Consider the following 12,948-nt stretch of genomic DNA (forward strand, 5'->3'; position numbering starts at 1 on the left):
AAAGGAGGTTCATTATGAAAACACATACTGACAAAAGTATAATGGTATTTCTACAAGAAATAGATCGGAAGAAGGATTTTTTTCATTCCGTTGACGAAGTGAATAAGTATAACTTAAATGCAATTATTGAGTTAATACAATATGACAATATTAAGAATTATGGAGACCCCTTGTATACGAGACATGAATTGAGAAAAGGAATCAAACAATATCTACAAGATAACTGAAAGGGTGTGTAAATAATGAGGAAAGCAATTTTTTTTGATCGGGACGGCGTCTTAAATGACAATGAAACACATGTTAATCAGCCAAAGGATTTAATACTATATGATGGTGTAAAGGAAGGGTTACGAAAAGCCTATGAGGCAGGATATGATTTGTTTGTTGTAACAAATCAAGGGGGAATTGAATTAGGGCATCTCACTGATGAAGACTTAAAGAAGATACATACTCATCTAGAGGAAGAGGTCAAAGACTACTGTCACTTTAAAGAGATCATGTATTGTCCTTATTTCAAAACGGATAGTGAAGATCGGAAGCCGAGACCAGGAATGATCTTGAAGTTAGCGGATAAATATGATATCGATTTGAAAAAGAGCTGGATGGTGGGAGATCGTGATACCGATATAACCGCAGGACTCGAGGCTGGATGTCGAACAGCGAAAATTGGCAGAGTAGATCCACGAGCACAGATCAATGAAGCTAATTTATCGGATCGAAATAAAAAGAGAAAAGTTGATTTAGAGGCGGTAGTGAAAGAAATATTAAAAGAATGTTAAAAATACGACAATATTTGGCTTGGCAAGAAATATATGTTAAAATACATATAAGTATTAGTATATACCAGTGTTATTTTAAAGGGAAATAGAATTTTTCTATCAAAATTACGAAAACTATAGATAAACAAAAAAGGAGGAGTTAAAATGGCAAAGGAAATTATTGTTTATACCAGCAACACATGACCGCACTGTCATACAGCGAAGGAGTTTCTTTCGGAAAAAGGTGTTGAATTTACTGAAAAAAATGTTCAAGAGGATCCATCTGCAAGAAAAGAATTAATGAAGCATAAAATTATGGCTGTTCCCGTGATCCAAATTGATGGAGAAATGATTGTTGGTTTCGACCCAGATAAAATTGAAGGTATGCTATAATAAAAATTCCCTGGTACCTACCAGGGAACTTTTTATTTAATTTAATAGGAAAGTTCTTCTTTCCTATTAAATTAAAAAGGGGTTGAAAGGGGAATTTTATCGTCCCACAAACATTTGTGTGAACATTTTACCATAGGGACCTCCTTCTCTGATGCCGATACCAACATTTGTGAAATTAGGATTTAATATATTTTCCCTATGGGTAGGTGAATCCATTAAGGATGTATGAGCTGTTTCTACAGAATGATTGCCAGCTAAATTTTCCCCAGCATAAATGTACTGTACTCCAAACTTTTCTAGCATCTCAAAGGGACTGCCATAACTGGGTGAATAATGATTAAAGTAGTTATCATCAATCATATCCTGAGATTTCAATCGTGCCACACGGGTAAGCTCTAAATCTAGTTCTAGGGGTGATAGATTGTGCTTAATACGTTCTTGGTTAACTAAGTCAAACATTCTTTGTTCGTTAGGTGCAATTTTTTCCCTTAAAGATGAATTCATTGAAGTATCAGGAGCTTCAATATAAGGAGATACATGTATTTGTGAAACACAACCAACTTGTCCACTATCTAGTATGACAATATACCAATCGTCTGATTTGCCAATCACACTTAGGACTGTATCTTGGGATACTTCTTTGATCATTGGGAAATCAGTACTGTTTCCAGAATGGACAATTAATGAGTTGGATTGAACAATCACTCTACTCACTTCAGCTTCTTTAAAAATAGAAGATTGCTTAGTGGCCATGGGTTCCTCAGATGTCCCTCTACAGCTACTGATTAAGAATAAAAGTACAAAAAAAACAATGGATATAGAAAACTTATTTTTCAAAACCATCACCTCAGGATTAGTATGTTCATAAAATGAGACTTAATTCAGTGGGAGTTAAAACCTTCCCTTAAATTAAGTCTCATTTTTATTTGGTCTTAGATCTCGTATTTTTTCAGTTCACTTTTAAAGTTCCCAGTGAGTATTTCAAGTAGTTGAATGTTATCTGATAGATCCTTAACTTTTTCAGAATACTGGGTGACATTGGCATTCATTTCCTCTGATGCAGCTGAATTTTCTTCAGCAATGGCCGCTAAGGCATGAATGTTTTCAACAACAGCTGATAAGCGATTGGTCTCAGAGGATAACTCATCAATGAGTTTTACGATCATATCTGAAACAGAAACAATTTCCTCGGTTGAAGTATGGTTTTCCGCAGTTACTTTTTCTAGGGTTTCATTACTAGAAGCCAATTGACCATATTGATTCTGAATGTCCCCTACAAACCCTTCGATCTGTTGAATGAAGAATGCTAGGTTTTCATTGATTTCACCAACCGCCTGCTTAGAATTTTCAGCTAGTTTACGAATCTCTTCAGCCACAACGGAAAATCCACGACCGGCTTCTCCAGCACGTGCAGCTTCAATGGCGGCATTTAATGCCAACAGGTTTGTTTGATCGGCAATGAATTCTACAGTACTACTAATTTCTAGAATTTTAGATACCTGAGTAGATAATTCCTGTCCCTTCTCATTAACAGTACTAAAGTTATTCCTGACTTGATTAATGTCCTTTGTGACAGTTTGAATATCATTAAAAGAGCTTTGAAGCTTATAGGTGGATTGCTTTAACTGGTCTTTGCCTTCGGTCTCCTTAGTGACGATCTGATTTAGTGCTGTAATGTATTGGTCTAAGACGAATACCGAACTCTCAGTCTCTTCTGCTTGATTGGTAGCGCCTAAGGCAACTTCATTGACGACATCAGATATGGAATCAGAAAGCTGTTTCATGTTTTGAGAGATGACTGAAAATTCTTGAACAAAGTTGCTCATATCGTCATTGCCACCCTTTAAAAACAAGAAATCCTTCTTTAAAACCAGTTTGGTATGATTGAGTGCGTCCACAAGGTTTTCGATTGTATCTCCAGTTTTCACGGTTGTTTTGCTTGCAAAGTCATGATTTTGAAGTTTCTCTAATTCAGCCTGTAAAATGTTGAGAGGTCCTGTAACTAAGGAGGCTACTAACAAGCTTGAAAAGAATGTAATGCCTGTAACAAATAACGTAGTAAACCATGTTATCTGGGGTAGCAAAGCCAAGGTAATCAACAAAGTTAATGACGGGAAAAGACTGAGCTTTAGAGGTAAACTCTGGATCACTCCAAAACCCATCAGCTTTGTAAATCTTGGTCGAATAATTTGATCAGGTGATTTCTCAAGTTGAATCCTTACCTTCATAAATTGTCGTCCATCATCGGTAGTGCCTGAATCTAATTTTTGATGTGTGAGTTTTTCGTTGAAATAAGCAGCGCTACCTTCTAATAGCCCTAGGAAGTAATCAAAGAGTCCACGATGGGATATGTAAGTGATCTCAATTTCTTTTCCACTTATTTCTTCGGCGATTAGGCGAGGCGGATTGGCACCTTTGATCATTTTTGTTAATTGTGCATGGACATCGTCCATCATTAGAAGAAATCCCTTTAAACTATGTCGTTCAAAATAAGAAGGAAACCATTTCTGGAAGGAATAAATATTTTGTTTACCTACTTTACGCCAGATTGTATCAACTGGTTCGTTGGTCTCCTTGGAAATATAATCGAAAATCGAAAAAATTTCCTCATCCTTAATATCCTCAAGAGGTGTAATCATTCGCTCCTTACTCCAGCCGATGGACTCCACTGCGCGGTCAACTACATCATGATCAAATAAATCCCGTAGGCTTTGGAGCCAAGTGGAAACAACTGTACCTTTCATCAGAACACTTCCTTTCGTTTGTTGTATTGCTATATATGAACGGTCTTATGATACCGGTGAATCGTAGGAATACACCGAAATTAATCCTAATAATAATAATACCACAAATAAAGGAACTCAATCTATCATTTAATAAAATTTATAAGCTTAGGTGACGGACAAACAATGATGATATATCAAACACAATCAGGTGAAGCTATTTTGCTTAGGGAAAAAAATCAAAGAATATTCATGAAATAAAGTGGGAATACATTATAAAGAGGATGAGCTTAAATAAAATATGATGTGATAGATTCAATTAAAGATAAGATTGAAAAGATTTCCATGGAAGTTTATGGAGCTGATGCCCCGAGCTTACTGGGACGTTCAAGTGGATTTAGAATCTCTGTAAAAGAAAGTAGACTAAAAGCCTGATCATTGTCAGGCCTTTAGTCTCTTATGATATAATATAGATGAGATTCCAGTGAAGAAAGGAGCAATCTATAGAGACCATGGGAATATTATATCAGTTGTTAAGTTTAGTATTGATTGTATTAATGCTTGGTGTTCCAATTGTGATTACGGTGTTGGTGATTAGGCACTTTGGGAAAAAAGAAAGTCATAACGAGTTGGTTTTAAACAAAATTATTGAGCTTGAAAAACGAATTGAGGAATTGGAAAGTGGAGGAGATTGAAATGAATACCGATGAGGCTGGAAATTTAATTAGAGCTGCTTTGAGAACAATCTAAAGCTAAAAATACAGATAGTGATGATCACCTAAGGTTTTTGAAATAAAAAACCTTAGGTGATTTTTTTATATAATAGGAAAGTTTTCTTTCCTATTATATAAAAAAGAGGGGTTGTAGGGGATGAAATCCCCTGCCTGTACTCAGGAAGGTGCTCAGACAGCTTGGCTGTCGTCGAAGGAAACCTAGGGTTTCCTATAAGTAGGCAACCAGTTTAGCTTGCTAAATTGTGTTGATCACTTAGTTGTTTCATCTAGCGAAAGCGTCGTAGACGCTTTTTTTATCAAGAATGTAGTAGAACAATATATTAGTATTTAGAATTTTTTCGGAATGATTTTGTAAAAGTAAAATATAATTTAAGGATAGTGTATAGATAACGATTCTAATGGATTTCTTATTACTAAAAAAAACAGGGTATTTCACCGAATGTAAGAGTGCTTAAAGCTACAATAATGAATAGAATTATGAAAAATTAAAATATTAAAAATAATTAATTTTTTTTCGCAAAATAAGAAGGAGTTTGATGATGTATGAAGAAATATAAAAATAGAACAACATTCTAAAATGTGAAAAATACATAACAGATTAGAAAAGCTAAACAAGTCAAACAAATTTAGAAGTAATTATTATTTACTTTAATTAAATTAAAAATAGTAGAAGGGAAGGGATTAAAATGGCAAAAAAGAAGAGTATATTGGACTTAATGAAGATGAAAAAGGCGGAGGAGCAGGTTGCATGGGTCACTGCATATGATTTTCCCACGGCATCCTTTGCAGAGCAAGCAGGCATGGAAATGATATTAGTGGGAGATTCACTAGGTATGGTTGTTTTAGGATACCAAGGAACGATTCCAGTAACAATGGAAGACTGTATTTCCCATTGTCAAGCTGTACGAAGAGGAGCTCCCAATACTTGGGTAATTGGAGATATGCCTTTTGGATCCTACCAAGTATCCGATGAAGACGCCGTAAGAAATGCAGTTCGTTTTATGAAGGAAGCGGATGTAGATTGTATTAAGCTAGAGGGGGGAGACCGAGTTAAAAGTCGTATTAGGGCAATTACTGATGCAGGGATTCCAGTAATGGGACATATTGGACTCACACCTCAAAGTTCTGGTCAACTAGGTGGATTTAAAGCCCAGGGTAGACGAGTCGACAATGCCAGGGTTTTAATCCAAGATGCTTTGGTTGTTCAGGAGGCAGGTGCTTTTTCATTATTAGTAGAAGCCGTACCGCCAGAGGTAACCAAGTTTATAGCTGATAAATTAGACATCCCTGTTTACTCCATAGGTGCAGGACCCTGTGATGGACAGCTGGTCATTAGTGGAGATATGCTAGGAAAGTTCCAAGCATTTACACCAAAGTTTATCAAAAAATATGCTAATGTAGCAGAAGTAGAAACAAATGCATTTAAAGAGTACGTAGCAGAAGTAAAAGCTGGTCAGTTCCCAACAGATGATCATGTGTATCACATACTAGACACCCAAGAAGAGTTTGAAAAGCTATTCCAAGAATTTAAGTAAAACCATTGAATGGCAAAAGATAAGTTGTCGTACTAACTAAGTAAACTTAAAGTTTAACACTTTAATCATAAATTAATCATAAAAAATTTTAAGGGGGATTTTAAAATGGCAATGAAGGATATTGAAAAGTATATTGTGGAGAAGACACCTTTTCCACTGAAGGACAGACGTGATTTACCAACATCAGAAGCGAGATTTGAGGGCGGAGCGCACTACAGAATGGAAGTGCCGGGTATCGAAAATGCTGAGAACTTTGAGGTGCTAGTAAAGGAATCTGAAAAACAAAATATGCCAATTCACAGAGCTATCGGTACTGTAGGTGGATCTGCTTTACTTGATAAAAAAGAATTAAAATACTACGCTGAAATTGGTGCAGATGCTAAAATAGAGGCATTGGTGAATCCAATGGCTACAAGAGCATGGGATAATGGAAGACAGTATACAACACCAGAGGGATATGTATCTGGTATGAGAATTAGAGGGCAAGATAACCTGTATTTATGGTTAAAAGAATTTGATAGATGCATTGAAGCGGGGATTAGAGGTTTCTTGATTACTGATGAAGGTTTATTGCAACTCGTTAGTAAAATGAGAGCAGACGGAGTAATCCCAGCAGACGTGAAATTTAAGGTTTCAGTTTTCGCAGGACATGGTAACGCATTAGGAGCAAGTTTATTGGAGGAATTAGGCGCAGATAGCTTCAACCCTCTAGCGGATTTGTCATTAGATATGCTTGCATCTATCAGAAGTGTAACGAATATGCCACTAGATGTGTATATGAGTATTGTAGACTCCATGGGAGGACACCAAAGACATGTTGAGGCAGCAGAAATAGCAAGAATATGTGGACCCGTTTACTTTAAGTTTGAGCCAGGTAAAAACGAGTGTGATCTATATAACTCTTGGCATGAGTCAGCCCACTTAAATCACTTAGTAAAAGTAAAAGTAAAAATGGCTCAAATCTGTAAAGATTGGTGCGATGACAGTGACACAGGATTGATATTCAACGACTATAAAGATGATTTAGCCATTCCAAAGCCATAATAATTAGTTTGTAAAGAATTCATAGCCCCACTCTTATTGAATAATCAGTGGGAGTGGGGCTATTTAAGTATAAGGGTTTTGTTATTGATAAAAAAACTGGAGGGATAAATATGAGTAATCCATTTCAAACAGCATTAAGTACATTGAAGGCAGCCAGTGAAGTTGCAGGTCTTGAGCCTAACGTAGTAAAAATGCTTAGCCAACCTAAACGAATTTTTGAGTTCACAATTCCAATGAAAATGGATAATGGAGACTTAGAAATATTTACAGCATATCGTGTTCATTACAATGATGCATTAGGTCAAACGAAAAATGGAATTAGATTTGTGCCCAATCTAGATTTAGATACAGTAAAGGCATTGGGATTTTGGATGACAGTAAAGCATGCAGTTTCAGGGATACCAGCTGGCGGCGGTAAGGGTGGTATTAGAGTTGATCCTAAAAAATTGAGTGAAGGCGAATTAGAAAGATTGACAAGATCATATATCCGGAAGTTGCCTATGAAAGGCGCATGGGTAGACATTCCAGGTGCAGATATCGGAACAAGTGCTAAAACCCAAGGATGGATGCTAGACGAGTATGAAGAAATCATGGGATTCCACAGTCCAGCAGCTATTAACGATAAGCCTGCTGAGTTGAATGGTACAGTTGGCAGTATGGAAGCCACAGGAACAGGGGCATTCTTTGTTACAATGGAGGCCGTTAAAGATTTATCCATTCCTAAGGGCTCTACTGTTGTCATCCAAGGCTTTGGTAATGTAGGTCGAATTGCAGGAAGACTTCTTCACCAAGAGGGATATGTAGTCATCGCAGTGAGTGATATTAGTGGTGGTATTTATAATCCCCAAGGCTTAGATGTTGAAAAATTAGAGGCATACGTAGATGAAACTGGATCAATTAAGGATTTTCCAGGTACAACTGTGGTTTCCAATGAAGCATTATTACAATTAGAGTGTGATATATTGATGCCTTCAGCTGTTCAAAGTGTCATAACAGAGCAAAATGCCCACAATATCAAGACAAAACTGATCATGGAATGTGCAAATGGACCTACGACTCCAGCCGGTGAGGCGATTCTTGAAAAAAGAGGAATCATTATTGTTCCTGATGTGCTGACCAACAGTGGTAGTGCCATCGTTTGTTCCTTTGAACGGACCCAGGGTTTAACTGATACATACTGGGATATAGAAACAGTTAATTCAAAGCTAAAGGAACGCATTGTTAAGGCCTATAAAGAAACAACAACAACGGCAAAGGATAAAAATACATCATTGAGAAATGCTGCATGGGTAAATGGTTTGACAAAGGTTGCTAAAGCAATGAAGGCAAGAGGTTGGGTGTAGAAGGAAAAATCAATACGAAAAGAGCTACAGGGAGGTCAAATGGATGAATATTGACAAAGAGGTGATGCTTCTTAAGGACGAACTCATTGCCTTAAGAAGGGATTTCCATCAGCATCCTGAGCTAGGATTTCAAGAGCATAGAAGCGCAGAGGTGATTAGAGAATACTTAAATAGCTGTGGGATAGAAGTCAAAACAGTTGCGAAAACGGGTGTCGTAGGCTTGCTAAAGGGAAAGCACCCAGGTTCCACTGTTATGCTAAGAGCGGACATGGATGCGCTACCAATTGAAGAGGAAAATGATGTACCCTATAAGTCTATTAATAAAGGAAAAATGCATGCCTGTGCCCATGATGGACATATGGCTATGCTATTGGTGGCGGCGAAGATCTTAGCCCAAGGAAAAGAAGAAATCAGAGGTAACATTAAATTTGTATTTCAGCCTAATGAAGAAGAGGCAGGAGCAAGAATCATGATTGAAGAGGGTGTGTTAGAAAATCCACAGGTGGATGCAGCCTTAGGGATTCATCTGTGGACCCCTCTAGAAAGTGGGAAGATGGGGATTGCACCAGGACCTGTTATGGGTGCCCACGACAACTTCAAAATTGTCATAAAAGGAAAAGGCGGGCATACATCGGCGCCACATACCTCGGTTGATCCAATTATTACTGCAGCTAACATCATTCAAACTGTCCAAATTATTCAAACAAGGGAAATCAATGCCCTAACCCCTACTGTTTTGATGTTCGGGAAAATAAACGGAGGGACCACGCCAAATGTAATCCCAGAGAGTGTCACATTAGAAGGGACCATTAGGTATTTATATGAAGGGAACGATGATGGGGAAGAGCAGCCAAGAAAGCGACTAGAGCGAATCGTCAAAAGTGTGTGTGAAGGGCATAGGGCGGAATATGAACTGGAAGTTAGACCAAGTAACACCACATTAATGAATGATCCTCAATTAACTGCCTTAGTAGAGATAGAAGCAGGCAAAATTGTTAAGGAGAGACAAAGAGATGTGATACCCTATATTTGCATGGCAGGGGAAGATTTTTCAGAATTTTCAATGGAGGTACCTAGTACATTCATTTTCATAGGAACAGGCAATAAAAATGAGAAATCCCATTATCCACATCATCATCCTCGTTTTAACATTGATGAAAACACATTGCTTATGGGAGTTCAGATGCATATTAGAGGTGCTCTAGCTTATTTATCTAGTAGTAAATTTTGATACTTCTCTAAAAAACCATACAGTTTGATCAATCTTGTGCTGGGAAACAAGGTTAGATGTAGTATAATAGATATCAAGAAATCTATTCTAAAATACAGAAACTGAATTGGAAAGGGCGATGAAGTTGAAAAAGTCACCAAGTGATCACAATCCAAAGTACCCAGTACAAACCGTTGGGAAAGCATTGGAGATTATCGAATTACTATCTAAAGAAGTCTCTAAAGAAGGCCTGGGCATTAGCGAATTAAGTGCCAAATTAGAAATGGGAAAAAGTACTGTTCACCGTCTACTAGACACATTATCAGCCTATCGATATGTTGAAAGATGCCCAGATACCACAAAATATCGACTGGGGTGGAAGATGTTTGAAATCGGAAATTTGATTCCACAACAGCGTAATTTATATAATATTGATACCAGGGTGTTACAAGAGTTATGTACCCAATATGGTGAAACAGTTAACCTCGGTGTTCGGGTTGACCATAGTGTGGTAACCATTTCTAAAATGAGTCCTAAAACATCATTGATAGCAAATCTTCAGGTAGGAGCCCAAGAACCGATCTATGCAACTGCCATGGGCAAGGTTTTAATGAGCGAGATGAGTAAAACAGAAGTCATGGAAATATTAGGAGATCGGGTGTTTCAAAAGTTCACACCTAATACCATTGCGAACATAGATGACCTAATCGTAGAGTTAGCCAGGATTAGAATGCAAGGATACAGTATAGACGATGAAGAATTTGTAGCAGGGCTTTCGTGTATTTCAATGCCTGTTCGGGACTTCAATAATGAAATTGTTGCAGGGATTAGTGTAAGTGGTCCCAGTATGCGTCTGAACTTCAATAAAATCATGGATATTAAAATAGGCTTAGAAAAGGCCAGTACGAAATTGTCTACTTATCTAGGGTTGGATCAAAAAGAAGAAGTGAATCTGGTATTTGAAGATGAGACGATTATAGAAGGCCAATAAGCCTTCTATAATATGATCTAAAAGTACTTTTCTTTAGGGGTTATTATCAGAATATAAAAAACATTCAATATCAATTTGCATAGTCGTAAGTTGATTTAAACAATTAAACTGATACTAATTTAATGCGAGGGGGATGATAAAGTTATGTTGCCATTCGATCGTTCGGAATATGTAGGAAGAATGAAAAAGGTTCAAGCTCAAATGATTGCAAAGGATATTGATGCCCTATTGATCACAGACCCAGCGAATATGTGTTATTTGGCCGGTCATGATGCATGGTCTTTTTACGTTCATCAAATGCTATTGATTACCTTAGATGATGAAATGCCTATTTTTATTGGTCGATATATGGACGCCTTTAGTGGCGTCGTGAAAACAACCTGGCTTGATGAAAATCATGTGAGGGCCTATAGTGATGATTATGTACAAAGCACAATAAAGCATCCAATGGATTATGTTAGTGATGTGATGAAAGAATTAAAGCTGGATAATAAGCGAATTGCAGTTGAAATGGATAACTATTATTTCACAGCAGCGGCTTATTTAAGTCTAAAGGAAGGATTACCAAACGCCCAGCTTGTTAATGGAAATGTATTGGTAAATTGGGTCCGGATTATTAAATCCCATGGGGAAATAGAATTGATGAAAAGGGCAGGAAAAATTGCTGAAAAGGCAATGCAGGCTGCAGTAGATACACTAGAAGCGGGGGCAAGGCAATGTGATGTGGCTGCAAGTATTTTTGGAGCCCAGATCAGGGGAACGGCGGAATTTGGAGGAGATTATCCAAGTATTGTACCCTTGCTTCCTGCTGGTAAAGCAGCAGGTGCACCACACTTAACCTGGACAGATGAACGGTATCCAGAGAATATTATTGTGGCTGTAGAATTAGCTGGATGTCACCAGAGATATCATTCACCGATGGCTAGAACGGTTTCCATTGGAAAACCCAGTGAAGAAGCCCATAGGGTAGCTGAGATCACCGTGGAAGGCCTTAATGCTGCCCTTGAAGCAGCAAAACCAGGCAACACCTGTGAGGATATTGAGGGAGCATGGAGAAATGTGATTGCCAAGTATGGAATCGAGAAAGAATCTCGAATTGGATATTCAATGGGATTAAACTATCCACCAGATTGGGGTGAGCATACAGCAAGCCTTAGACCAGGTGATAAAACCATATTAAAGCCAAATATGACTTTTCACTGTATCCCTGGAATGTATTTCGATGACTTTGGTGTTTCAATTAGTGAATCATTCAGAATCACTGAAAATGGCTATGAAACCTTTGCTAATTTTCCACGGAAACTCTTTATTAAGTAGTTCTGTTAAGACAGCTAAAGACGATAACAGCACAAATAGTGGGTTTAAAATATAAATGAAAGTTAAACACTCTCACAAAGGGAAATATGATGTCTAAAAGAGGTAAACAATCTGCCTCTTTTAGGCTGTTTTAGTTATGTTAAATTAAGGGAGGATGGATGCTTTATGAGCGATTTCTCATATGGAGGAAGGGCTAAAATAGGATTGATTTATCCGGCACCGGGATGGGTGATGGAGCCAGAGTTTTACTTGATGGCCCCCTGGGGTGTATCTACATACACAACTAGGATTTCTCTAAAGCATGTGAATGTAGCTGAGCTTAGGAAATTAGGTGACCAGTCAGTAGAAGCAGCCGAGCTATTGGCACAGGCTCCTTTGGATGTGATTGCACTTGGATGCACCAGTGGTAGCTTTGTTAATGGATCAAGATATGATCAAGAATTAATCGAAAAAATGGAAGGCGTCTCTGGGGGAATCCCTTGTACAACCACTTCTACTGCTGTGGTTGCTGCCTTAAAGGCTTTACATGTAACGAAAATTGCTGTGGCAACACCTTATATTGATGAAGTCAACCTGAAAGCCAAAAATTTCCTTGAAGCTGAGGGGCTTGATGTTGTCAATATAAAGGGGTTAGGCTTGTTGCAAGACATAGAAATTGACAGACAAGACATGGAGACTGTCTACCGATTAGCTAAAGAAGTAGACCATGTGGAGGCCCAGGCGATTGTGATTTTGTGTACAGGGCTGCGAAGTGTACCCATTATTGAAGCCTTAGAAAATGATTTGGGAAAGCCTGTTATATCAGCTATTCAGGCGACATTCTGGCATTGCTTGAGGTTGTCAGGGGTGAGGGAAAATGTTGAAGGATATGGAAGTCTATTGCGAATAGAGGGGTTGTAA

14 protein-coding genes are annotated in these 12,948 nt (G+C 37.9%); 12 read left to right on the forward strand and 2 right to left on the reverse strand.

Translation table 11 applies throughout. From position 1 onward, the window contains the following. Positions 1-14: 14 nt before the first annotated feature. From AMET_RS05835 to AMET_RS05845, 3 genes are all read left to right on the forward strand, one after another. Complete coding sequence (locus tag AMET_RS05835; RefSeq protein WP_012062432.1) at positions 15-227, forward strand: hypothetical protein; 213 nt, start codon at positions 15-17, stop codon at positions 225-227. A 15-nt stretch (positions 228-242) separates the two neighbouring features. Further along, on the forward strand, positions 243-779 hold the full coding sequence (locus AMET_RS05840; protein WP_012062433.1) for a D-glycero-alpha-D-manno-heptose-1,7-bisphosphate 7-phosphatase: 537 nt from the start codon (positions 243-245) through the stop codon (positions 777-779). 144 nt (positions 780-923) lie between these two features. After that, the gene (locus AMET_RS05845; protein WP_012062434.1) at positions 924-1,151 is read left to right on the forward strand and encodes a glutaredoxin family protein; all 228 of its coding nucleotides are present in this window, start codon (positions 924-926) and stop codon (positions 1,149-1,151) included. Positions 1,152-1,247: 96 nt separating this feature from the next. On the opposite strand, the gene AMET_RS05850 is transcribed toward AMET_RS05845, so the two are convergent. Beyond that, the gene (locus AMET_RS05850) at positions 1,248-1,988 is read right to left on the reverse strand and encodes a CAP domain-containing protein (protein ID WP_012062435.1); all 741 of its coding nucleotides are present in this window, start codon (positions 1,986-1,988) and stop codon (positions 1,248-1,250) included. A gap of 95 nt (positions 1,989-2,083) precedes the next feature. Beyond that, positions 2,084-3,895, reverse strand: a complete 1,812-nt coding sequence (locus AMET_RS05855) for a heme NO-binding domain-containing protein (protein WP_012062436.1) — start codon at positions 3,893-3,895, stop codon at positions 2,084-2,086. A gap of 285 nt (positions 3,896-4,180) precedes the next feature. Between AMET_RS05855 and AMET_RS26835 the strand changes: the two genes are divergently transcribed. The 9 genes from AMET_RS26835 (at position 4,181) to AMET_RS05895 (ending at position 12,948) form a co-directional block, all read left to right on the forward strand. Beyond that, entirely contained in the window at positions 4,181-4,309 is a 129-nt protein-coding gene (locus AMET_RS26835) for a hypothetical protein (RefSeq protein WP_278184239.1), read from the forward strand. A 77-nt stretch (positions 4,310-4,386) separates the two neighbouring features. Next, on the forward strand, positions 4,387-4,569 hold the full coding sequence (locus AMET_RS05860; protein ID WP_041720414.1) for a hypothetical protein: 183 nt from the start codon (positions 4,387-4,389) through the stop codon (positions 4,567-4,569). A gap of 725 nt (positions 4,570-5,294) precedes the next feature. Further along, positions 5,295-6,143: a 3-methyl-2-oxobutanoate hydroxymethyltransferase gene (panB, locus tag AMET_RS05865; RefSeq protein WP_012062438.1), complete on the forward strand. Its 849-nt coding sequence runs from the start codon at positions 5,295-5,297 to the stop codon at positions 6,141-6,143. A 105-nt stretch (positions 6,144-6,248) separates the two neighbouring features. After that, positions 6,249-7,187, forward strand: a complete 939-nt coding sequence (locus AMET_RS05870) for a hypothetical protein (RefSeq protein WP_012062439.1) — start codon at positions 6,249-6,251, stop codon at positions 7,185-7,187. A gap of 110 nt (positions 7,188-7,297) precedes the next feature. After that, on the forward strand, positions 7,298-8,530 hold the full coding sequence (locus AMET_RS05875; RefSeq protein WP_012062440.1) for a Glu/Leu/Phe/Val family dehydrogenase: 1,233 nt from the start codon (positions 7,298-7,300) through the stop codon (positions 8,528-8,530). A gap of 43 nt (positions 8,531-8,573) precedes the next feature. After that, positions 8,574-9,761, forward strand: a complete 1,188-nt coding sequence (locus tag AMET_RS05880; protein WP_012062441.1) for an amidohydrolase — start codon at positions 8,574-8,576, stop codon at positions 9,759-9,761. 118 nt (positions 9,762-9,879) lie between these two features. Then, complete coding sequence (locus AMET_RS05885; RefSeq protein WP_041720416.1) at positions 9,880-10,731, forward strand: IclR family transcriptional regulator; 852 nt, start codon at positions 9,880-9,882, stop codon at positions 10,729-10,731. Between the two features lie 144 nt (positions 10,732-10,875). Continuing rightward, positions 10,876-12,048 (forward strand): M24 family metallopeptidase, encoded by a 1,173-nt coding sequence (locus AMET_RS05890; RefSeq protein WP_012062443.1) that lies wholly within the window; start codon positions 10,876-10,878, stop codon positions 12,046-12,048. Positions 12,049-12,213: 165 nt separating this feature from the next. Next, on the forward strand, positions 12,214-12,948 hold the full coding sequence (locus tag AMET_RS05895) for a maleate cis-trans isomerase family protein (RefSeq protein WP_012062444.1): 735 nt from the start codon (positions 12,214-12,216) through the stop codon (positions 12,946-12,948).

The organism is Alkaliphilus metalliredigens QYMF (assembly GCF_000016985.1).
Lineage (GTDB): Bacteria > Bacillota > Clostridia > Peptostreptococcales > Natronincolaceae > Alkaliphilus_A > Alkaliphilus_A metalliredigens.